This window comes from Nocardiopsis deserti (genome assembly GCF_008638355.1).
In the GTDB taxonomy this organism is placed as follows: Bacteria; Actinomycetota; Actinomycetes; order Streptosporangiales; family Streptosporangiaceae; genus Nocardiopsis; species Nocardiopsis alborubida.
Genome location: NZ_VWVS01000019.1, coordinates 50,039 through 71,890, shown reverse-complemented (window position 1 = coordinate 71,890; position 21,852 = coordinate 50,039). Strand labels below are relative to the sequence as shown.

The window sequence follows — 21,852 nt, the reverse complement described above, 5'->3', positions numbered from 1 at the left end:
AAGCCGGAGTACGACCCCGAAGAGCAGGTGAGGAAGGCGAAACAGTCAGGGCGATACGGGGTGATCCCAGTGCTGCCCGAGAGCCGCGCACGCCACCCGGCAGAAGCCCTGACCGGTGTCGGCTTCCAGGGCGAAGTCCTCCAGATCTGGAAGCCCGGCACCCCGCAGCAGCCGGTAGGCCTCACCCAGCTCCTCGCCCAAGGCACGATCACCACCGCCGGTGACCGAACCGTCCGGCCACACGTACGCCCACGCCGGTCCGGCTCCCATCCACACGATCCGGCCGGGCTCACCCCGGAAGGGGCGCAGCCCTGTTCCCAGACGGACTCCGGGCATCATCAACATCAGCTGGGTCATCATCCCCGAGCTGGTGAGTTCGACCGATCCGACGGGGAAGTCGGCAGCCGGAGTCGGTTTCTGTCCGAGGCCGGGAAAGGGAAGGTCCCCCGGGCGCTGGGTGCGGTCGCGCATGAACGCGGCCTCGCGCACGAACGGCCCCGACCCGTGCCCCTCGCGCACGGTGAGGGCGACGATCGGTGTGCTGTGGGCGGCCGGGTGCGGGCTCCAGGGCAGCACGAGCACCGCGCCGTCAGCGGCGGAGAGCCACCCGCCCGGTATCCGGGTCGCCGCGCAGGTGGCGATGACCGCGTCGTACACCTGCCCGGAGGGCGGCTCGGCGGCGGTGCGGACGGTGATGCCGGTTCCGGTGAGCCGTTCCCGGGCCAGGGCCGCCACACCGGGGTCGATCTCGATGCTGGTGACGGATCCCTTCTCACCGACCAGGACTGACAGGATCGCGGCGTTCCATCCGGTGCCGGTGCCGACCTCCAGCACCCGCATGCCCTCGCCGACTCCGGCCGCGGCGATCATGTCCGCCATCACCTGGGGCGCCGACGACGAGGAACTGGGTTCGTTGCGCGGCCCCGGGCCCCCGTCGTTGGCCTGGGTGGTGACGGCGTCGGAGCCGTACACCAGACGTGTCCACCGGTCGGGGTCGGAGGTCCGGTACAGGGGCAGGCCGGTCGCGTCAGGCCAGACCATGTCGGGGATGAACAGGTGTCGGGGATGGGCGGCGAACGCGTCGCGGATCGTGGCGGTGGTGTCCAGGCGCTCCACCAGGGCGGTGTGAAGCGCGTCGAGGTCATCCGTCACGTCTCTCCCGTTCCCTTGCAACCGCTGCACGTGACCACCTGGCGGTGTGTCCAACCGCCGCCGCTGCCGTCTCCGTCGGACTCGATCACTACGGTTCCTTCACCTTGGCACATGGAGCACTGGGCCACGAGGGGCTCCTGTCCGTGTCGGGGGGAGTGCTGTTGTCCTACCCGAGCGCCAGGAGCTGCGTGGGGGTACGGCCAGGTCCGGCCACTCCTGGAATTCCAGGTTCCGCGATGTCCGCTTCTCGATGGACCCGTCGGTGACGGCGGGGCGCACGTGGGTGCCCCGGACGGTTTCGGAGTCGTCCTCGCAGCCTTCGCCCAGGGCATGCCGACCACACCTGACCCCGGCTCCCCTCCTCACACAGCCCACGTCGGCGCTCACCCCCACGCCGCCGCGGGTGTTGCCCTCCCTTCGTCCTTCGATCTACTATCTGCGCATGAACGCAAATACTAAGAGATGCGGGCTCGACGAGAACAGCCCCTACGTCGAGTACGCCGTCGAGATCCTCTCACTGCTGGCCGACGCCACGCGGGTCCGCATCATCCTCGCCCTGCGCGGAGGCGAACTCTCCGTCAACGAGCTGGCCGAACGCCTCGGCAAGCCCGGCCCCTCCGTCTCCCAGCACCTGGCCAAACTCCGCATGGGACGCGTGGTGGCCTTCCGCAGGGAGGGCAACCGGATGTACTACCGCCTGGCCAACGAGCACGCCCGCCAACTGGTGGCCGACGCCGTCTACCAGGCCGAGCACGCCCTGGAGGTCGAACCCGCCCACCACCGCGCCGACGTCACCCCCCCGGCCCGCGACTCCGGGAACGGCACCCGGTGACCGTCGCCGACGCCCGACCGTCCCCGTCCGGCCGAACCGCGGCGGCCCGGCCCGCGTCCCTGTTCGCGACCGGCATACGCCTCGGCGAGGTGCGCTGGGCCGCCGCGGCGCTGGCCCTGTTCCTGGCCGGATGGGCCGCCCAGCTCCTCGGCGCCCCGGCCTGGCTGTGGTGGGGCCTCTATCTGGCCTGCTACGCCGCGGGCGGTTGGGAACCCGCCCTGTCCGGACTGCGCGCCGCCCGGCAGCGCACGCTGGACGTGGACCTGCTGATGATCGTGGCCGCCGTCGCCGCCGCCTCCATCGGCCAGGTCTTCGACGGCGCCCTGCTCATCGTCATCTTCGCCACCTCCGGCGCCCTGGAGGCCGTGGTCACCCAGCGCACCGCCGACTCCGTCAGCGCCCTGCTCACCCTGGCCCCGGAGCGGGCCGTCCGGGTCACCACGGCCCCGGACGGGGAACGCGAGGAGACCGTGGACACCACCGAACTGCGGGTCGGGGACACGGTCCTGGTCCGGCCTGGCGAACGCGTCGGGGCCGACGGCACCGTCGTGGAGGGCGCGAGCGAGGTGGACCAGCAGGCCGTCACCGGGGAGTCGGTCCCGGTGCCCCGCTCGGTGGGCGACGAGGTGCTCTCGGGCACGGTCAACGGCACCGGCGCGCTGCGGGTGAGGGTGGACCGCGCGGCCCGGGAGTCGGTGATCGCCCGCATCGTGACCCTGGTCGAGGAGGCCTCGGCCACCAAGGCCCGGACCCAGCTGTTCGTGGAGAAGGTCGAACAGCGCTACTCGGCGGCCGTCGTCGTGGCCACGCTGCTCGTGCTGGGTATCCCCCTGCTCCTGGGCGCGGGCTTCGAGGAGGCGCTGCTGCGCGCGATCGTGTTCATGATCGTGGCCTCGCCGTGCGCGGTGGTGCTCTCGACCATGCCCCCGCTGCTGGCCGCGATCGCCAACGCCGGACGCCACGGCGTCCTGGTCAAGTCGGCCACCGTCATGGAGCAGATCGGCCGGACCGGCGCGGTGGCCTTCGACAAGACCGGCACCCTCACCCGGGGCACCCCGGAGGTCACCGGCGTGATTCCGGCTCCGGGACACGGCGCCGACGAGGTCCTGGCCCTGGCCGCGGCCGTGGAACGCTACAGCGAGCACCCCCTGGCCCGTGCCGTCCGGGAGGAGGCCGACCGGCGGGGGCTGACCGTGCCCGACCGGGTGGAGGACTTCGCGTCGCTGCCCGGCGTCGGAGTCCGCGCCACCGTCGCGGGCCGAAAGGTGCGGGTCGCACGGACAGCGGCGGCCCCGTCCGAACCGGCAGGACCAACGAAAACGTCAGAACCGGCGGGGCCCGCCGCTCCGTCCGGACCGGCTGGCACCCGGGTCACCGTGACCTCAGACGGCACGGAACTGGGCGTGCTCACCCTGTCCGACGCCCCGCGCACCGAGGCGCCCGAGGCCGTGGCCCGGGTGGCGGCCCTGACCCCCGAACCGGTGCTGCTGCTGACCGGCGACAACGCGGCCACCGCCGCGCACGTGGCCCGGGCCACCGGGATCGCACGGGTGCACGCCGACCTTCTGCCGCAGGACAAGTCGGCGCTGGTGGCGCGGATGGAACACGAGGGCACGCGGGTGATGCTGGTGGGCGACGGCGTCAACGACGCCCCGGCCATGGCCGCGGCCACCACCGGGGTGGCCATGGGTCGCCGCGGCTCGGACCTGGCACTGGACACCGCCGACGCCGTCATCGTCCGCGACGACCTGGCGACCCTGCCCCGGCTGCTGGCCCTGTCGCGGCGCGCCCGCCGGTTCGTCATCGCCAACCTGTGCGTGGCGGCCGCGTTCATCGTCGTGCTCGTGACCTGGGACCTGGTGGGCACGCTCCCCCTGGCGCTGGCCGTCGCCGGGCACGAGGGCTCCACCGTGATCGTCGCCCTCAACGGGCTGCGGCTGCTGCGGTCGCGTGCCTGGACGGGCTGACCTGCCAGTCCAGGCACTCTGACCTGCCCGGTGAACAGCCCGGCTGGACGGGCTGACCGACGCGCGTCCGCGCGGGCGGCCCGGGTAGGAGGAGGGAGGTACGCCGGAAGGCGGACGTTTTTCACGCCACACCGCCTCCACGGCGGGTGCGAACCCCCGCCGTAGGGCACGCTCTGCGGTGGGGAGGGCGTCCGCCTCCCCGAAGAACACGTCCCGCGACGAGAAGGCAGGAAACCATGGCCGATGTTCCGATCCCCTCTCCCAAGGTCGCGGTGGGCGTCGACGGATCGGCGTCGGCGCGCGGGGCCCTGGAGTGGGCCGCGGCGGAGGCCGAACTCAGGAAACTCCCCCTGTACGTCGTGCACACCCTGTCCATGCCGCTGGTGATGTCGGTCTACGCCGGTCCCACCCGCTTCCCGCCCACGGAGGAGATGACCGCTCAAGGCCGCCGCCTCCTGGAGGAGGCCGCCGAGCACGTGCGCTCGCTGCGCCCGGGACTGCGTGTGGAGACCGCGCTGGGGCTGGAGGAACCGCCGCTGGCGCTGCTGCACCGGACCGGCCACGGGGACCTGGTGGTCGTGGGCTCGCGCGGTAGGGGGCCGGTGCGCTCGGTGCTGGCGGGGGCGGCCGGAATGCGGCTGGCCGCCAAGGCGCACTGCCCGGTGGTCGTCGTCCCCGGCACCGAGGGGCGCACGCCGAAGCTCTCGGGACCGCTGCGGATCGCGGTCGGCGTGGACGGCTCGGTGGACTCCCGGCGCGCGCTGGACTTCGCCCTGCACCGGGCCGCGCTCCAGGAGGGTTCCTCGGTCGTGGTGGTGCACAGCTGGGAGGTTCCGCTGCCCTTCACCACCGCCTCCCTGGCCGAGTCCGGCTGGACCCCGCCCGACGACCTGCTGGAACGCCAGTCCGAGGAACTCGTCTCAGGCGTGCTGGCCGAGGTGATGGACGACGCCACCGCGGACGTGGACATCAGCGCAGTGCGCACCCAGCGCAACCCCGTGGACGCGCTGGTGGAGGCGGCCGCCGAGGCCGACCTGGTGGTCGTGGGCTCGCGCGGGCGGGGCGGTGTGCGCGGCGTGCTGCTGGGATCGGTCAGCCAGGGCGTGATGCACAGTTCGCCGGTGCCCGTGGTCGTGGTGCCCCGGCACGCGGAGGAGGACTGAGCCCGCGATCAGCCCCAGCCGGCACCGGGCATGCCGGACATACCGGCCATGTTGGGCATGCTGGGCAGCAGGTCGCCCGAACCGACGCTCTGGAGCTCCTGCTCGACCGTGCTCACCACCGAGCAGCTGCTGCCCTCGACCTGCGCACCGGGCGAGAGCAGCACCAGGGGGCTGCCGCAGGAGGGCTCCGTGGTGGGCTCGGCGGTGACCTCGTCGGCCAGGGCGGGGGCGCTGGCCAGCCCAGCCAGGGCCAGGGCGGCGGCCGCGGCGAGGGCGGCACGCGTCAGTGTCATGGGCATGGGGAGGGTTCTTCCTTCTCGGACGGAGGCCCGCGGACGGGCCGCGGCGGCGGAACACATCCAGTGTTTACCAAGAGTAGTTATATAGCAACTTCTGGTAACTACATGTAGCGGCCAGCCGATCCGGGAAAGGGAAAAGCCCCCGCGCGACCTGGTCGCGCGGGGGCTCCCGCGTCTCGCCGGACCCTCTCGAATCCCCCGATAGCGGAGGTCCGGCGCGGGCCGGTCGCGCTCACCCCCGTGGGCGCCCGACCCCGCACCCGCGCCGTGTCCCCGGGACCTCGTGGCCTTGACGGCCGCCCCCGTGGCCCGCGGGGCGCGCAGGTGCACACCCTCCTGTCTACCCGTCCTGTTCCGGGTAAACATGGGCCCGCCCCCGCGACCCGCCGCGGCCGCCGGACGCCACGAGCCCCGATAGCGCCCCACCAGGGACAACGCCTCCCAGTGGATTCCGCGCACCCTTGCCGCGCGCCGGTACGCATCACCGGTTCCGAAACGGCACACCCCGAGCCCCGGACCAGTGCGGTTCCGTGCGCTTCGTCACGGTGCCGTCACCCCCGCCGGACTTTGTCCTACACTGAGCCCCGTGTCCGACAAAGCCCGTTTCCTGCGCATGGTGCTCATCTCCATGTCGCTGACGAGCACCGACGACGGCCTCTGTCGCCGCCGGTGCCGCGACGGCGTGCGCTGACCGGGCCCCGTCCCCCTCCCCCGCGCGCGGTCTCCCGCGCCCGGCGTCCCCGCGGTACCGGTGTCCCCGTCCCCGTTCGGCCACGGCCGACACCCGCTCCGTCACCGTTTGGACAGCTTCCCCGTGACCACTCACCCCTCCGCGCCTCCCGGCGCCGCCGACCGCGCCCCCGCGGGCACAGCCCCGGACGCCACCGCCGCGCCCGTCCCACCCGCCCTGTCCCTGAGCTGGCAGCCTGCCCTGGCCGCCCCGCGGCCCCGCGCCGCCGAGGCCGAACCCGTCCGCTGGTGGCCGCTGGGGATCGCCCTGGCCGTGGCCGTGGGCCTGGCCGCCTACGTGTGGAACACCCACGGCGCGCTGCCCGCCGTCCTGCTGCTCCTGGGCACGGGCCTGGGCTTCACCCTGTTCCACTCCCGGTTCGGCTTCACCTCCGCCTGGCGGCAGTTCCTCTCCGTGGGCAACGGCACGGGCCTGCGTGCGCACGCCGTGCTGCTCGGCACCACCGCGACCCTGTTCGCGCTGGTCATCGGTACCGGAACCGGGCTGTTCGGCAACGACCCGCAGGCCTCGGCCGGACCCATCGGCATCGCCCTGTTCCTGGGCGCGTTCCTGTTCGGCGTCGGCATGCAGCTGGGCGGCGCCTGCGCCTCCGGCACGCTCTTCGCGGTCGGCTCCGGCCAGTCGGCCATCGTCATCACCCTCGTCGGCTTCATCGCGGGCTCGGTCATCTACAGCGCCGCGTGGCCGCTGGTGAACGACCTGCCCGCGCTGCCGCCGTTCCTGCTCTCCGACCACGTGGGCTGGGGCGGCTCCTGGGCGATCACCGTCGCCGTGCTCGCGGCCGTGGTCGTGGGCACCCGCGCGGTGCAGAACCGCCGCGTCCCTCCGCCCGTGGGCACGCCGCCCTCGGCGCGGGGGCTGCTGCGCGTGGTCCGGGGCAGCTGGCCCATGATCGTCGGCGCCCTGGTGCTGTCCGTGCTCGGCGCGGCGGTGCTCGTGGTCTCCGGCGGAGCCTGGGGCGTCACCTCCGGTTTCAACCTGTGGGGTGCCAAGACGCTCCAGCTGCTGGGCGCGCACCCCGAGACCTGGGCGTTCTGGAACCAGCCCCAGCAGGCCGCGCAGCTGGCCGGTCCGGTGCTCCAGGACAAGACCAGCCTGACCAACATCGGCATCATCCTCGGCGCCGCCGTGGCCGCGGCCGCCGCCGGAGCGTGGAAGCTGCACACCGGCCTGAGCTGGAAGCTGGTCGCCGCCGGGCTCCTGGGCGGCATCCTCATGGGCATCGGCGCCCGTCTGGCGGGCGGCTGCAACATCGGCGCCTACCTGGCCGGAATCGGCTCGGGCAGCCTGCACGGGTGGCTGTGGGCGGTCTTCGCCCTGGCCGGGACCTGGGCGGGGCTGCGTGCCCGCAGCCTGTTCGGTCTGGGCGTGCCCAAGCCGGGCGACAGCGTCTGCTGAACCCGGCCGCGGCGGACACCGCGGCACCGCTGACGGGGGGACGAAGGACCGGGAATGGACGACACGGAGCACGTGCACGACGTGGTGGTGGTCGGCGGCGGACAGGCCGGGCTCGCCGCGGGGTACTTCCTGCGGCGGGCCAGGCTCGACTTCGCCGTCCTGGACGCCGGTGAGGGGCCGGGCGGGTCCTGGACCGGGTACTGGAACTCGCTGCGGCTGTTCTCCCCCGCCGAGCACAGCATGCTGCCGGGCTGGTGGATGCCCGCCGAGGAGGGTCAGGAGTACCCGAGCGCGCGGCATGTGGCCTGGTACCTGGCCGAGTACGAGCGCCGCTACGAGCTGCCCGTGCGCCGCCCGGTCCACGTGGAGGCGGTCGAACGGGTGGATGGGGCCCTGCGCGTGGTCGCCCGGGAGGGGACCGGGCGCGAGCGCCCGTCGGGGGTGACCCGTTCCCCCGCGGAACGGTCCCCGGGCGGTGACGGACGGCCGGAGGGGGAACCGCACCGCGGGCGTCCGTCCGAGGCGCCCCGCTCCCCCGCCCGGCGGCCCCCGCTGGCGAGTTGGCGCGCCCGACACGTCATCAGCGCCACCGGCACCTGGCGGGCGCCCCACGTCCCCGACGTCCCGGGTCGGGAACTGTTCGCCGGCAGGCAGCTGCACACGGTCGACTACCGGGGCCCGGAGGAGTTCGCCGGGCAGCGGGTCGTGGTCGTGGGCGGCGGCAACTCCGCGGCCCAGATCCTCGCCGAGCTGTCGAAGACGGCCGAGACGACCTGGGCCGCCCCGCGACCGCCCCGGTTCCTGCCCGACGACCTGGACGGGCGCGCCCTGTTCGACATCGCCACCCGGGCGCAGCGGGCGGCCCGGCAGGGGACGGCGGCCCCCGAGGGCGTCGGCGACCTCGGTGACATCGTGGTGGTTCCGACGGTCCGCGAGGCGCGCGAGCGCGGCGCGCTCAAGGCCGAGCCGATGTTCGACCGCCTCACCCGCACCGGCGTGGCCTGGGCCGACGGCGCCACCCTGGACTGCGACGCCGTCCTGTGGTGCACGGGGTTCCGGCCGGTGCTGGACCACCTGGCCCCGCTGGGGCTGGAGGACCGCCGGGGCCGGATCGCACTGGAGGGGACCCGCGCCGTGGCCGAGCCCCGCCTGTTCCTGCTGGGCTACGGGGACTGGACCGGTTCCGCGTCGGCCACGCTCATCGGCGCCGGGCGCACGGCCAAGGCCACCGTCGCCGAGATCACCGCCGCCCTCGCCCGGCGGGGGTGAGGGCCCCCTTCTCCCCCAGACCGCCGCGTTCCCCGTGCCCGCGTTCCGCGCGGGGCCCGGGGCCACACCTCGGGTAGCGGCGCCCCGCCACCGGTGTGACGCCGGACAGGGGACGGCGGAGCCCGGCGGCCCCCGCACCGCTCAACCGACGATCGGCCGCTCCTCCGGCAGTTCGTAGAGGCGGGGGCGGCGCCGCAGCGCCAGGGCCGAGGCCAGCGTGATGGGCCCGATCCTGCCCACGAACATCAAAAACACCAACACCATCTGCCCCAACAGCGGCAGGTCGGCCGTGATACCGGTGGACAGCCCGACCGTGGCGAAGGCCGACGTCGTCTCGAACAGGATCTGGTCCAGGGTGAACGGGGTGACGGTCATCAGCGTCAGCGTCCCCGCCAGCACCAGCCCCAGCGCCAGCAGCACCACCGTGGTCGCCTGCGAGGTGGTGCCCTCGGCCAGGCGGCGGCCCGACACGTGGACCGTGGGCTCGCCGCGCACGTTGGCGTAGATGACGAAGGCCAGCACGGCGAAGGTGGTCACCTTGATGCCCCCGGCCGTGCCCGCGCTGCCTCCCCCGACGAACATCAGGATGTCGGTGACCAGCAGCGTCTGGGTGTTCATCTGTCCGAAGTCGAGGCTGTTGAAGCCCGCCGTGCGCGGCATCACCGACTGGAAGAACGCGGTGAGGAGCTTCCCGCGCAGGTCGAGCCCGCCCATGGTCGCCGGGTTGGACCACTCCAGGGCCAGGAAGGCCACGAAGCCCACCACGAGCAGCAGCCCGGTCATCACCAGGGTGATCTTGACGTGCAGCGTCCAGTGGCGGTGCTCGGCCCGGTGCCGGGTGAAGCGCCACAGCCCCACCCACACCGGGAACCCGAGCCCTCCGGCCAGGACCCCCAGGGCCACCGGGACCGTGATCCACGGGTCCTCGGCGAACCCCATGAGGCTGTCGGCGTAGAGCGAGAACCCGGCGTTGTTGAAGGCCGAGACGGCGTGGAAGACGCCCGTGTAGACGGCCTCGGGCAGGGGCAGCCCGTGCCCCAGCCACCAGCGCAGCGTCAGCGCCACCGCCAGGGCCGTCTCGAACACCGCCGTCACCACCAGGACCCCGGTGACCAGCTGGCGCACCTCGCCCAGCGTGACCACCTTGGCCTCCGAGCCGGTGCGCACCGCCATCCGCAGCCCCAGCTGCCGCCCCACCACCAGGGTCAGGACGGTCGCCAGCGCCATGATGCCGAACCCGCCGACCTGGATCAGGAGCAGGATCACCGCCTCGCCCAGTCCCGACCAGTAGGAGGCGGTGTCCTCCACTGCCAGGCCGGTCACGCTGGCCGCCGAGGTCGCGGTCAACAGGGCCGTGTCGAAGGGCGCCCGCTCCCCGCTCCCGGTGGCGGCGGGCAGCGACAGCAGGCCCGCGCCGACCAGGATCAGGGTGCCGAAGGCCGCCGCCGTCAGCTGCGGCGGCTTGAACCACCCGGACAGGTCGCGCAGCCTCCTGTCGGCGCGGGCACCGGCGCGGGCACCGCGGCCGCCGGTCCGGGACGGGACGCGCGGGGCCCGCGGGTCGGGCGGGAGCTGTCCGGTTTCCGTTCTCACCGGCCGCTCTCCCGGTCCTGCGGCCCGGTCTCCCGGCACTCCGCCCCGCTCTCCCGGTCCTCGGGCCCGGCGTCCGAGCCGCCCGAACCGCCCGAGCCGGACACTCCCTCCGCGGCCCCTCCCCCGGCGGCGCCGCCACCGCCCGGCCGGAACCGGTAGCCCAGTCCGGGCTCGGTGAGGAAGTAGCGCGGCCGGGGCGGGTCCGGCTCCAGGCGCTGGCGGATCTTGGTCATGAACACCCGCAGGTAGTTGGTCTCGCGCCCGTAGGAGGGGCCCCACACCTCGTTGAGCAGGTGCTTGTGGGTGACCAGGCGGTCGGGGTTGCGCGCCAGGACCTCCACGATGTGCCACTGGCGCGGCGTCAGCCGCACCGGCTCGCCGCCGCGCAGGACCTGCTTGGCGGCCAGGTCGACCGTGAAGTCCGCGGTGGCCACCGCCGCCTCGTACTCGGGCACCACGGAGCGGCGCATGGCCGCGCGCACCCGGGCGAACAGCTCGTCCATCCCGAACGGCTTGATGACGTAGTCGTCGGCGCCCAGGTCCAGCGCCTGGACCTTCATCGGCTCGGTGTCGCGCCCCGAGAGCACGAGCACCGGCACGTCCGTCCACCCGCGCAGCCCCCGCAGGACCTCCAGGCCGTCCATCCCGGACAGGCCCAGGTCGAGCAGGAGCAGGTCGGGGCGGTGGCGGGCCACCAGCCGCAGCGCGTGCTCACCGGTGTCGGCGAGGTAGGCGGTGTAGCCGCGGGCCCTCAGGTTCACCTCCAGCGTCCTGCGGATGAGGGGGTCGTCGTCGACGACGAGGACCGAGGGCGCTCTGTCCGCGCCGGTGCCGCTGTCCGTGTCCATACTGGTCCGTATTCTCCCCCGTCCGCGTGCCCCGGTCGGGGCCTCGCGCTCACGATGCCAGGCGCGCCGCGTCCGCGGGTCGCGTCGGCACGTGCGTCGTGTCCACGGGTCGCGGTGGCGCGGGGCGCCGCAACGACTCTGCGCGGTGGCGGCGGGGACGGCGGACGCGCTAACGCTCCCTTAGCAGCCGAAGGCGCGGATTTAGCGCCCTGTTAGCACCAGAATGCCCGAAAGCACCTCCGTGACCAGTCAGGATGGGGAAGCCGGAAGGGGGCACACCATGACACGCGGCCACTTGCGCGTCTACCTGGGCGCGGCGCCCGGTGTCGGCAAGACCTATCGGATGCTGGACGAGGCGCACCGGCGCCGCGACCGCGGCGCCGACGTGGTCATCGGGTTCGTGGAGAGCCACGGCCGTGCGCTGACGGAGGCGATGGTCGACGACCTGGAGACGGTCCCGCGCGCGGTCCTGACCCACCGGGGCGCCCGTCTGGAGGAGATGGACCTGGACGCCGTGCTGGCCCGCCGCCCGCAGGTCGTCCTCGTGGACGACCTCGCGCACGCCAACGCCCCCGGCGCGCGCAACGCCCGGCGCTGGCAGGACATCGAGGCCCTGCTGGAGGCCGGTGTCACGGTGCTGTCCACGCTCGACGTCCAGCACCTGGAGTCGCTCAACGACGTGGTGGAACGCATCACCGGCGCCCGCCAGAGCGAGACCGTGCCCGACGCGTGGGTGCGCGGGGCCGACCAGATCGAACTGGTGGACATGACGCCCGAGGCCCTGCGGCGGCGGCTGGCGCACGGCAACGTCTACGGCCCCGACCGGATCGACGCCGCACTGGGCCACCGGTTCCGGGTCGACACCCTGTCCGCCCTGCGCGAGCTGGCGTTGCTGTGGCTGGCGGGACGGGTGGACGACGAACTGGAGCGCCACCGCGGCGAGCACCGCGCGGCCTCCGCGTGGCAGACCCGCGAACGCGTGGTCGTGGGCCTGAGCGGAGGCCCCGGCGGGGAGGCGCTCATCCGCCGGGCCGCCCGGATCGCGGGGCGCGGCAGGGGGGTCGAACTGCTGGCCGTGCACGTGGCGCTCGGCGACGGCCCGGTGGGCGCCGACCCCGCCATGCTCGCCCGGCAGCGGGTGCTGGTGGAGGACCTGGGCGGCACCTACCACCAGGTCCTGGGCGAGGACGTGCCCGCCGCGCTGGCCGCGTTCGCCCAGGGGGTCAACGCCACCCAGCTGGTCCTGGGCGCGAGCGGTCGGGGCAGGCTCGCCCGCCTGCTGTGGCCGGGGGTGGGCGCGGCCACCGCGGCGCTGTCGGAGTCCATCGACGTCCACCTGGTCACCCAGGAGGGGGCCGACAGCGGTTCCGGACGCGCGCGCTCGGGCGCGGTCTCTCGCCGCCGCAGGCTGGCGGGGTACGCGCTGGCGCTCACCGCGCTGGCGCTGCTGGTGTTCGGCACCGGCGTCCCCCACAGCGAGGAGTACCTCAGCGGTGGAATCCTGCTGGTGTTCGCGACGGTGACGGCGACGGCGCTGGTCGGCGGGCTGTGGCCCGCGCTGGCCGCCGCGTTCAGCGGGTTCGTGGTGCTCAACCTCTTCTTCACCGAGCCCTACGAGACCCTGGTGGTCAACCAGCCGGGCAACCTGCTCACCCTCGTGGTGTTCGTGTTCGTGGCCGTGGCGGTGAGCGTGGTGGTCGACCAGGCCGCGCGGCGCACCCGCGAGGCGGCGCGGGCCAGCGCCGAGGCCCAGACCCTGGCCACGGTGGCCGGAAGCGTGCTGCGGGGCTCGCGCCCCCTGGAGGCGTTGCTGGAGCGGCTGCGCGAGACCTTCTCCCTGGAGTCGGTCGCCCTGCTGGAGCGCAGGCCGGGGGCCTCCTCCCGGCCCGACCACCGCAACGACCCCGGCGCGTGGGAGGCGGTCGCCTTCGTCGGGGAGCGCCCCCGCGGGGCTCCGGGCGGGGCCGACGTGGACGTCCCGGTGGACGAGGGGCTGACCCTGGTGCTGCACGGGCACCGGCCGCGCGCGGGCGAGCGGCGCATCATCGAGGCCTTCGCCGCGCAGGCCGCCGTCGCGCTGCGCCAGGAGCGGCTGGCCCGGGAGGCGGCCGCGGCCGGGACGCTGGCGGAGGCCGACCGGATGCGCACCGCCCTGCTGGCCGCGGTCAGCCACGACCTGCGGGCTCCCCTGGCCTCGGCCAAGGCGTCGGTGACCAGCCTGCGCAGCCGGGAGGTGCGCTTCAGCGAGGAGGTCCAGGCCGAACTGCTGGCCACGGCGGACGAGTCCCTGGACCGCCTGACCCGGCTGGTGACGGACCTGCTGGACATGAGCCGCCTCCAGGCGGGCGTGCTGGGCGTGACGGTCACGGACCTGTCGCTGCGCGAGTCGGTGTTCGCGGTCCTGGACGAGCTGGGCGCCCAGGGGCGTGCCGTGCGGGTGCGGGTGTCCGAGGAGCTGCCGGAGGTCGCGGCCGACCCCGGCCTGCTGGAGCGGGTGCTGGCCAACGTGGTGGGCAACGCGCTGCGCTTCAGCCCGCAGGACCGGCCGCCCTCGGTCACCGCCTCCTGGACGGGCGACCAGGTGGAGCTCCTGGTGGCCGACCACGGCCCCGGGGTGCCCGAACACGAGCGCGAGCGCATGTTCGTGCCCTTCCAGCGGCTCGGGGACACCGACAACGCGACCGGGCTCGGGCTGGGCCTGGCGCTCTCGCACGGGCTCATGGAGGCCATGGGGGGCTCGCTGCTGCCCGAGACCACCCCGGGCGGCGGACTGACGCTGCGCCTGACCCTGCCCGTCGCGGGAGCGGCGGGTTAGCCGCACCGCCCCACCTGGCACCCTGGCCCCGGGCGGCCTGCGGCGCCCGTCGCGCTATGCGTCGCCGCTCCCTGGTCAGCCCCGCCGGGCCGCGGCCAGGGCGTCGTGCACCTGGCCGCCGAGGACCTGGTGCACGGTCATTCCGGGGAGGTACGGGTACGCAGCCCAGTGCGTGACCTGCTCCTCCGTGTCGCCGCCGTGGGGCTTGCGCACCACCCAGTCCGGGTCGACGAAGACGTCCCTGATCTCCTCACCCGTGGTCTCGTCGAAGTCGGTGCGACGAAAGTGCATCGGCAGGACCAGCCAGAACTCCTCCCCGTCCGGGTAGCGGCCGGTCACGGCTCCCACCACTGCGGCGCCGTCGTGCGGAAGGCCCTCCTCGACGCTGACCCAGTCCACCTCGGCCCTCTTCGTCATGCGCGACCCCGCCCTCTCGGTGTCCGGAAAACGACGAACGCCCCCACGCTACTCATGGGGGCGAGGCGCGCGCCATCGGGGCAGCGGCGACCGGCGGCCGGTCAGGCCGGGGCCTCCCGCGGCCCCTCCGCCTTGGGGCGGGTCTCGATCTCGCGCAGGGTGACCTGGAGGTGGTCCTCCATCGCCGCCACAGCGCGGGCGGGGTCACCGCTCAGCACCGCCTCCAGGACCTCCTCGTGCTCGGTCGCGGAGACCGCGGGGTCCTCGGCCGTGGCCAGGAAGCGGCGGTGGCTCTGCTCGCGGCTGTCGGCCAGCGACCGTTCGAGCGCGTCCAGGATCTGGGTGAGGCTCCGGTTGCCGGAGGCCGAGATCAGGGCCTGGTGGAAGGCGAAGTCGGTGCGCACGCGGTTGGGCACGTCCAGGGGGGCGGCGCGCATGTCGGCGATGGCCTGGCGGGCCCGGGCGATGTCCTCGCGGGTCTGCTCCTCCTCCGGTCCGGCGATGCGCTGCGCGGCCAGCCGGGCGCCGTGCACCTCCAGCGCCTTGCGGATCTCGGTGAACTCCATCAGCGCCCGGCGGTCGCGCAGCACCGACAGGGCCACGAAGTTCTCCACCGGCAGGGCGTTGGGCGAGGCGATGACCGCGGGCTTGCCCTGGCGCCGGTGCACCAGGCCCTTGGCCTCCAGGGTCCTCAGGGCCTCGCGCAGCACGACCCGGCTCACCCCGAAGCGTTCGGCGAGCTCCTTCTCCGAGGGCAGCTGGGTGCCCGGCTGCGCGTCGGGACCCACGCACAGCTCCTCGACGAAGGCGACGACCTGCGAGGTCAGCGAGTTCGGGCGGGCGTGCCGCTGCTGGGACCGGCCCGTGGGCCCTTCGCCCTGGGTCCCCGGCGACGCTGATCCCATCGTGTACGCCTCGTCCTTCGCTGGAGGGTTGTGCCGACTCCTCAGCGTACAGACGCCGGGGCCCGCGGGCGGACCCGTGTCCACCCATTGACTACTTAGCAGCTTGTACTACAAGATGACCGCACCGGCACGCGCTCCGCGTCGTCTCGACCGCGAAGCCGTGCCCTGAGCACACGTGCGGGCGGCGGGTCCTACCACGGACGGCCGCCGACCGCACCGACACGAGCGCGGGCGCCGCCCGCGCGCACGGGCCGCGACGGCGGGCGCGGCGGGTCGGGACCATCGGCCGCCGCGTTCGCGCGAGCGCGCCAAGGAACCGACCGGGGGGCAACGGTGGACAGGTCCGACAGGGAAATCTGCATGAGCGCGTGGGAGGGGCCGGAGAACGTCCACGGCGCGGTCGCCCCTCCGGTGTTCCAGACCAGTATCTTCACCAAACCCTCGTTCGAGGCGTTCATCGAGGAACAGGAACAGGAACACGAGAGGTACGTCTACAGCCGCGGAGCCAATCCCACGGTGGCCTTTCTGGAGGAGAGGCTGGCCCTTCTGGAGCGCGGCGAGGCGTGTCAGTGCTTCGGTTCCGGAATGGGGGCCATCAGCGCCGTTCTGATGAGCCTGCTGCGCGGCGGCGACCACATCCTCTTCGTCAACAGCACCTACGGCCCGGCCCTGGAACTGGCCGAGCACCTGCGCGGTTTCGGCATCGACCACACCGTGCTCCCCGACGGCACCTCCGACATCGAGCCCCACCTGCGGGAGAACACGGCGCTCGTCTACGTCGAGAGCCCCGGGACCATGCGGATGAAGGTCCTGGACCTGGCCGAGATCACCCGCACCGCCCGGGCCAGGGGAATCTGGACCGCGATGGACAACACCTGGTCCACGCCGCTCTTCCAGAAGCCGATCCTGGCCGGAGTGGACATCGTCATCCACTCGTGCACCAAGTACATCGGCGGCCACAGCGACGTCCTGGGCGGGGCGGTGATCGGCCCGGCCTCCTTCGTGCGCGACCTCTTCTCCACGGGGTTCCAGCTCCTGGGCTCGGTCATGTCGGCCGTCGAGGCGTCGATGGTGCTGCGCGGGCTGCGGACGCTGCCGATCAGGATGGCCGAGCACGAGCGCAGCGCCGTGCGGGTCATCGACTACCTGGCGACACGGCCCGAGGTGGCGGCGATCCACCACCCCCACCACGACCACCGGCCCGACGACCCCCTGATCAGGAACCAGTTCAGCGGGTTCTCCGGGCTGCTCAGTTTCGACCTGAAGGACGGTTCCTTCGAAAAGGTCGCGGCTTTCATCAACCGTTTGTCGCTGTTTCGGATCGGCGCGAGCTGGGGCGGCTACGAAAGCCTCGTCACCGCCCCCGTCCGGCCCGGAAACGAGGAGGCGCTGCGGGAAAAGGGATTCTCCCCCGGAATGATCCGCCTCTCCGTGGGCCTGGAGGGGGCCGACAACCAGATCGAGGATCTCGAAAGGGCCTTCACCGCACTGTAGAAGACCGGAAAGCGGTCGTCACCGAGAGGAAAGAAGATGACTAACCCCCCGGACGAACACGTTCGCCGACCCAGTGTGGCGGCGGCGTGCGTCCCCGTGGTCATCACCGTCGCCGTTCTCGTCGGCGGCATCGGCGTCCTGAAGTACCCCGCGGAGCTCATGCTCATCTTCGCGGGGGTGGTGTTCGCCCTCTTCGCGCTCTGGCACGGCGTGCGCTGGGAGGACGTGCTGACGAACATGGGCGAGAAGCTCAAACGCGCCCTGCCCGCGGTCCTGATCCTGCTCAGCATCGGCATGCTCATCGGCTCGTGGATGATCGCCGGGACGATCCCCCTCATGGTCTACTACGGCCTGGAGCTCATCAACCCCTCCTACCTGTACGTGCTGTCCTTCGTGGCCACCGCGCTCGTCGCCACCTTCACCGGCACGTCCTGGGGCGCCGGCGGAACGATCGGCGTCGCCCTGATCGGGGTGGCCCAGACGATGGACGTGTCGCTGGCGATCACGGCGGGCGCGGTCGTGTCCGGCGCCTACTTCGGGGACAAGCTCTCGCCCCTGTCGGACACGACCAACATGAGCTCGCTCGCGGCGGGCGCCAACCTGTACGAGCACATCCGGCACATGCTCTACACGGCCGTGCCCTCGTCGGTGGTGGCCGTCGTCGTCTTCCTCGTCGCGGGCACCACCATCACCACCTCGTCCGCCAGCCTGGGCGGTATCGACGAGGTCGTCACCGAGCTGAACGGGCTGTTCACCCTCAACCCGCTGCTGCTGATCCCGGCGCTGGTCGTGCTCGCCGGGTCGGTCATGAGGAAGCCGCCGCTGGTCGTGCTGTTCGCGTCGTCCATGACGGCGCTGCTGCTCGCGCTGCTGGCCCAGGGGGCGAACGTGGGCGACATGTTCGCCGCGGCCGTCTCCGGCTTCACGACCGACATGCTGCCGCGGGGGGACGGGGTCTCCGACGTCCTGGCCGAGCTGCTGAACCGGGGCGGGCTGTACTCGATGTACAACTCGGCGTTCTTCGTCTTCTGCGCCTTCTTCTTCGCCTCGGCGCTGGAGAGGTCGGGCGTGCTGCGGGTCCTGCTGGAGGGGCTGATCGAGAAGCTGCGGTCCACGGGCAGCCTCATCCTCACCACCCTGCTCTCCGGCTTCACGATCATCAACGGCACCTCCAACGCCCTGGTGACGTTCTTCCTGGTCAAGGACGTCTACGGCGACGCCTACCGGGCCAGGAACCTGCACCCGGTGAACCTGTCGCGCAGCATGGAGGACTCGGTCACGATCACCGAGGTACTGATGCCCTGGACGGTGTCGGGCGTCTTCTTCGCCACGACCCTGGGCGTGGCCAACTTCGAGTTCCTGCCGTGGGCGGTGTTCAACTGGAGCGGCTTCCTGTTCTCCGCCCTGCTCGCCTTCCTGGCGCCGCTGACCCGCGGTTTCGGCATCCGCCACCTCGAACCGGAGCAGGAGCGCTCCACGGCGTGAGCCCCGCCCCCCCGCGGTCACGGGAAAGGGGGAGCGGAGCACGTGCTCCGCTCCCCCTTTCCCGAGGACGTGATCCGGCCGGGGGCCGCGCGGCGGCGGGGTACTCCCGCGCCCTACGGGGCTTCGACGACGTCCTCGGGGCACAAGGTCTGCAACTCCGCCCTCCCGGGGTCCTCCCCCGCCAGGGCCGCCGCCTCGATCCGCCTCGACTGGCGGATCACGCTCTCCTCGAACAGTTTGCGGACCTCGCGCCCGTTGCCGTCCCCGAACACCCCGGCCCGCTCGGCCACCAGCGCGCCCAGCGCCCCACGCGTCTCCTCGGGTACCAGGAAGTCGTTGCCCTCGGCCATCCCGACGAAGATCCGCACCAGCTCGTCCGCGGCGTAGGGGGCGAACTCCACCGTCCCGGAGAACCGCGACTCCAGCCCCGGGTTACTCGCCATGAACTCGCGCATCTCCCCGGTGTAACCGGCGGCGATCACCACCACCTCGTCGCGGTGGTCCTCCATCAGCTTCAGGAGCGTGTCGATGGCCTCCTGGCCGAAGTCGGAGCCGCTGCCTCCCGGCCGGGCGAGCGCGTACGCCTCGTCGATGAACAGCACACCGCCGCGTGCCCGGTCGAACACCTCGCGCGTGCGCTGGGCGGTGTGGCCCACGTACGAGCCCACCAGGTCCGCCCGGCTGGCCTCCACCACCTGTCCCTGGGCGAGCACCCCCAGGGCGGCCAGCAGCTCCCCGTAGACACGCGCGACCGTGGTCTTGCCCGTTCCCGGAGGCCCGGCGAAGACCAGGTGCCGGGAGGGCAGCGGGGCCTCCAGCCCGGCCGCCTGCCGCCGACGTCCGGCCGAGATCAGGTTCGCCAGGTCGGCCACCTCCCGCTTCACCGCCGCCAGGCCCACCATGGCGTCCAGGCGCCGCATCAGTTCCTCGACCTGACCGGCGTCCCTGGGCCCCTCCGCGACCCTGGAGGAGAGCCCGCCGTCCACGACCCCGGCGAGGTCCTCGGGCAGGATCAGCGACAGGTCCTCCGCCGAACCGAAGTCCCCGTCGACGATCCGGGTGGCCTGGGTCTGGACGGTCTCCTCGAACACGCGGCGCGCCTCGCGCCCGTTGCCGAAGGTCTCGTCGCGCTTCTGGGCCTGGAAGTGCCGGGTGACCAGCTCCCGCACGCCCTCCCCCAGCGTGTAGCCCTGCTTGTGCGCCATCCCGGTGAAGATCGTGGTGAGCTGTTCGGGCGAGTAGTTCTCGAACTCGATGGTGCGGGCGACGCGCGACCGCAGCCCGGGGTTGGCGTCGAGGAAGCCGCGCATCTCGCTGGAGTACCCGGCGAAGACGATGACGACCTCCTCGCGCAGGTCCTCCATGAGTTTGATGAGGGTGTCGATGGCCTCCTGGCCGAAGTCCGCACCGCTGCCGAACTTACGGGCGAGCGCGTAGGCCTCGTCGACGAACAGGACACCGCCCCGGGCCCGCTCGACCACCTCGGCGACCTTGGCGCTGGTGCCGCCCAGGTGCTCGGCCACGAGGTCGGGGCGGGCGGCCTCCACGAACTGGCCGCTCCCCAGCACGCCCAGGGAGCGCAGGATCCGACCGTAGAGTCGCGCGACGGTCGTCTTGCCGGTTCCGGGCGGCCCGGAGAAGACGAGGTGGCGACTGACGTTGAGCGCGGGCAGCCCCGCCGCCGCACGCTTGACGCTGACCTGCTGGAAGTTGACGAGGGCGCGGACCTCCTTCTTCACCCCGTCCAGACCCACCATGGCGTCCAACTCGGCCAGCAGTTCCTCCAGCGGCACTGCCTCACCCTCGGGTGCGTCCGGCGCGGCCGAGCCGACGCCGTCGGCCGCGGCCCGCGCCCTGACCCTGTCACCGCCCCCGTTCCCGGTGATCTCGGTGTCCTCGGCCTGCACGGTCGCGGTGTCCTCGGCGTCCACCCCCTCACCGGCGTTGCCGGAGACCGTGCACCCCACCAGGCGCACCCGACTGGTGTCGTACACGGCCAGCCCGGAGCCGTCGCCGTCACGGACCGTGGTGTCCTCCAACGTGACCACAGCGCCCTTGTCCACGCCGACTCCGGCCGACGCACACCCGCTCACCGTCGAGGAGCGCAGGACCAACCGCGACGCGCTCCCCGCGTAGACACCGTGCAGGGCGCAGTCCGAGATTCGGGCGCCGTCGACCTCGACCTCGGACCCGTCCTTGACGGTCAGCGCGTTGAGCCTGCTGTTGGTGACCGCCATTTCGCGCAACGTGACCGTACTGTCCTCTCTGACAAGGAGACCGCTATCGACGTCGTCCCCGGTCAGATCGGTCAGGATTCCCCGCGCGTCGACGATGTGCGCCATCGCCGGCGCCTTCGAGGCACGCAAGCCGGCGACCTCGAACCGCCCCTTCTGCGCGGTGAACACGCTCCACTTCCCCAGTGCCTCCGGCGGGCTCTCACGCAGTTCGACGTCCGAGAGCGTCGTCCGGCACTCCTCGACGTAGACCCCGTTCCCACCGACACGGGTCAGGGACAGCCTCTCACCGCTGACTCTGGCCGCCTTTCCGTAGAGGCCGCTCCCGGCAGCGTCCTCGACGACCAGGTCGCGGACGGTCAACGCGCCCCCGGTGATCGCCAGGGCGTTGCCCCTGACGTTGGTGATGCGGCCGTGGGTGATGGTCATCTCGGAGTCGTCCCAGGCATACACCGAGGTGCCGTCAGCGGGGCCGCCGTCCACCCTGAGGTGGTTGAACTCCGCCCTGGAGCGCCCGGTCACCCGTACCGGCCAGCCCCGGTCCCCGGTGACCGTCAGGTTGGTGAACCTCGGAGCGGAGGAGTCCCGCACGTGGACCGCCTGGGTCTTCTCCCCGCCGCAGTCGGTCAGGACGCAGTCGGTGACCGCGGGCGAGGCCTTGGATATGTACAGGGTGTGCCACGTGTCGTGGCCCCCGGTGAAGGTGGTCCCGCGGACCTCGGGGGAGTCGGGGCCCTCGACGATGAGCACGGCGTCGGTGAAACGGCAGCCTTCCACCTTCCCCGTGGAGTCGTCCATGCGGACACCGCCGCCCGCGAACCCGCAGTTGGTGAATTCGGCTTGGGCGTTCTCCGCCTTCACTCGCGTACTCGCGGTGAAGAGGCAGTCGACGGCCTTGAGGAAGGCCTTCGGGTGCACGTACACGGGCGGGTACTCGGTCGAGGCGTTGCGTACGTGCACACCGTGCAGCTCCAGCCGCCCCTTGCGCACGTTGAACACGTTCGTGTCGCCCGCCGAGACCGTCACGGTGCCGGGACCCTGGAGGGGCACCACGATGACGTGCTGGTTCACGCCGAGCACCTGAGATTCCGCGTAGTGCCCCGGCTCGACGTGCAGGTACAGGTCACAGCCCGCGTACATCGGGGCCCGCAGCGCCGCGTCCAGGCTGGAGAAGGCGTAGGGGTCGGTCTGCGAGATTCGGACCGTGTACATCCATCGGCTCCCGGGGGT

15 protein-coding genes are annotated in these 21,852 nt (G+C 72.8%); 8 read left to right on the top strand and 7 right to left on the bottom strand.

Annotated elements, in window-relative coordinates; all coding sequences use genetic code 11:
• Positions 1-45: 45 nt before the first annotated feature.
• Positions 46-1,152 carry a protein-L-isoaspartate O-methyltransferase family protein gene (locus FYW99_RS24875; protein WP_190394800.1) on the bottom strand — a complete coding sequence of 369 codons (1,107 nt, stop codon included), beginning with the start codon at positions 1,150-1,152 and terminating at the stop codon, positions 46-48.
• Positions 1,153-1,594: 442 nt separating this feature from the next.
• Here FYW99_RS24875 and FYW99_RS24870 point away from each other — a divergent pair, with 442 nt between their 5' ends.
• From FYW99_RS24870 to FYW99_RS24860, 3 genes are all read left to right on the top strand, one after another.
• A complete protein-coding gene (locus tag FYW99_RS24870) occupies positions 1,595-1,984 on the top strand; it encodes an ArsR/SmtB family transcription factor (protein WP_150254457.1) in 390 nt (129 codons plus the stop codon).
• Positions 1,981-3,951, top strand: a complete 1,971-nt coding sequence (locus FYW99_RS24865) for a heavy metal translocating P-type ATPase (protein ID WP_150254456.1) — start codon at positions 1,981-1,983, stop codon at positions 3,949-3,951. The genes FYW99_RS24870 and FYW99_RS24865 overlap by 4 nt, the downstream gene beginning before the upstream one ends.
• 236 nt (positions 3,952-4,187) lie before the next feature.
• Positions 4,188-5,114 (top strand): universal stress protein, encoded by a 927-nt coding sequence (locus FYW99_RS24860; RefSeq protein WP_150254455.1) that lies wholly within the window; start codon positions 4,188-4,190, stop codon positions 5,112-5,114.
• 8 nt (positions 5,115-5,122) lie between these two features.
• Here the strand turns inward: FYW99_RS24860 and FYW99_RS24855 are convergent, their stop codons facing one another.
• Positions 5,123-5,413 carry a hypothetical protein gene (locus tag FYW99_RS24855; protein ID WP_223839510.1) on the bottom strand — a complete coding sequence of 97 codons (291 nt, stop codon included), beginning with the start codon at positions 5,411-5,413 and terminating at the stop codon, positions 5,123-5,125.
• An 814-nt stretch (positions 5,414-6,227) separates the two neighbouring features.
• Between FYW99_RS24855 and FYW99_RS24850 the strand changes: the two genes are divergently transcribed.
• Both FYW99_RS24850 and FYW99_RS24845 read left to right on the top strand, forming a co-directional pair.
• Positions 6,228-7,562 carry a YeeE/YedE family protein gene (locus tag FYW99_RS24850; protein ID WP_150254454.1) on the top strand — a complete coding sequence of 445 codons (1,335 nt, stop codon included), beginning with the start codon at positions 6,228-6,230 and terminating at the stop codon, positions 7,560-7,562.
• 54 nt (positions 7,563-7,616) lie between these two features.
• Complete coding sequence (locus FYW99_RS24845; protein ID WP_150254453.1) at positions 7,617-8,831, top strand: NAD(P)-binding domain-containing protein; 1,215 nt, start codon at positions 7,617-7,619, stop codon at positions 8,829-8,831.
• A 141-nt stretch (positions 8,832-8,972) separates the two neighbouring features.
• Here FYW99_RS24845 and FYW99_RS24840 read toward each other — a convergent pair whose 3' ends face one another.
• Complete coding sequence (locus FYW99_RS24840; RefSeq protein WP_150254452.1) at positions 8,973-10,424, bottom strand: TrkH family potassium uptake protein; 1,452 nt, start codon at positions 10,422-10,424, stop codon at positions 8,973-8,975.
• Positions 10,421-11,272, bottom strand: a complete 852-nt coding sequence (locus tag FYW99_RS24835) for a response regulator (RefSeq protein ID WP_150254451.1) — start codon at positions 11,270-11,272, stop codon at positions 10,421-10,423. Before FYW99_RS24835 ends, FYW99_RS24840 begins: the two co-directional genes overlap by 4 nt.
• A 280-nt stretch (positions 11,273-11,552) precedes the next feature.
• Here FYW99_RS24835 and FYW99_RS24830 point away from each other — a divergent pair, with 280 nt between their 5' ends.
• The gene (locus tag FYW99_RS24830) at positions 11,553-14,087 is read left to right on the top strand and encodes a sensor histidine kinase (RefSeq protein WP_150254450.1); all 2,535 of its coding nucleotides are present in this window, start codon (positions 11,553-11,555) and stop codon (positions 14,085-14,087) included.
• Positions 14,088-14,162: 75 nt separating this feature from the next.
• Here the strand turns inward: FYW99_RS24830 and FYW99_RS24825 are convergent, their stop codons facing one another.
• Entirely contained in the window at positions 14,163-14,504 is a 342-nt protein-coding gene (locus FYW99_RS24825; RefSeq protein ID WP_150254449.1) for an AQJ64_40280 family protein, read from the bottom strand.
• A gap of 101 nt (positions 14,505-14,605) precedes the next feature.
• Positions 14,606-15,409 carry a FadR/GntR family transcriptional regulator gene (locus FYW99_RS24820; protein WP_150254448.1) on the bottom strand — a complete coding sequence of 268 codons (804 nt, stop codon included), beginning with the start codon at positions 15,407-15,409 and terminating at the stop codon, positions 14,606-14,608.
• 360 nt (positions 15,410-15,769) lie between these two features.
• Between FYW99_RS24820 and FYW99_RS24815 the strand changes: the two genes are divergently transcribed.
• Both FYW99_RS24815 and nhaC read left to right on the top strand, forming a co-directional pair.
• Positions 15,770-16,903 (top strand): trans-sulfuration enzyme family protein, encoded by a 1,134-nt coding sequence (locus tag FYW99_RS24815; RefSeq protein WP_150254447.1) that lies wholly within the window; start codon positions 15,770-15,772, stop codon positions 16,901-16,903.
• A 36-nt stretch (positions 16,904-16,939) separates the two neighbouring features.
• The gene (gene nhaC, locus FYW99_RS24810; RefSeq protein WP_150254446.1) at positions 16,940-18,388 is read left to right on the top strand and encodes a Na+/H+ antiporter NhaC; all 1,449 of its coding nucleotides are present in this window, start codon (positions 16,940-16,942) and stop codon (positions 18,386-18,388) included.
• Between the two features lie 113 nt (positions 18,389-18,501).
• On the opposite strand, the gene FYW99_RS24805 is transcribed toward nhaC, so the two are convergent.
• Entirely contained in the window at positions 18,502-21,834 is a 3,333-nt protein-coding gene (locus FYW99_RS24805) for an AAA family ATPase (protein ID WP_150254445.1), read from the bottom strand.
• Between the last annotated feature and the right edge of the window lie 18 nt (positions 21,835-21,852).

Bases quoted from the DNA above. Each gene is read 5' to 3' on its own strand.
- nhaC (WP_150254446.1), top strand. From the start codon at position 16,940: ATGACTAACCCCCCGGACGAACACGTTCGCCGACCCAGTGTGGCGGCG.
- FYW99_RS24870 (WP_150254457.1), top strand. From the start codon at position 1,595: ATGAACGCAAATACTAAGAGATGCGGGCTCGACGAGAACAGCCCCTAC.
- FYW99_RS24830 (WP_150254450.1), top strand. From the start codon at position 11,553: ATGACACGCGGCCACTTGCGCGTCTACCTGGGCGCGGCGCCCGGTGTC.
- FYW99_RS24855 (WP_223839510.1), bottom strand. From the start codon at position 5,413: ATGCCCATGACACTGACGCGTGCCGCCCTCGCCGCGGCCGCCGCCCTG.
- FYW99_RS24860 (WP_150254455.1), top strand. From the start codon at position 4,188: ATGGCCGATGTTCCGATCCCCTCTCCCAAGGTCGCGGTGGGCGTCGAC.
- FYW99_RS24825 (WP_150254449.1), bottom strand. From the start codon at position 14,504: ATGACGAAGAGGGCCGAGGTGGACTGGGTCAGCGTCGAGGAGGGCCTT.
- FYW99_RS24815 (WP_150254447.1), top strand. From the start codon at position 15,770: ATGAGCGCGTGGGAGGGGCCGGAGAACGTCCACGGCGCGGTCGCCCCT.
- FYW99_RS24835 (WP_150254451.1), bottom strand. From the start codon at position 11,272: ATGGACACGGACAGCGGCACCGGCGCGGACAGAGCGCCCTCGGTCCTC.
- FYW99_RS24805 (WP_150254445.1), bottom strand. From the start codon at position 21,834: ATGTACACGGTCCGAATCTCGCAGACCGACCCCTACGCCTTCTCCAGC.
- FYW99_RS24845 (WP_150254453.1), top strand. From the start codon at position 7,617: ATGGACGACACGGAGCACGTGCACGACGTGGTGGTGGTCGGCGGCGGA.
- FYW99_RS24820 (WP_150254448.1), bottom strand. From the start codon at position 15,409: ATGGGATCAGCGTCGCCGGGGACCCAGGGCGAAGGGCCCACGGGCCGG.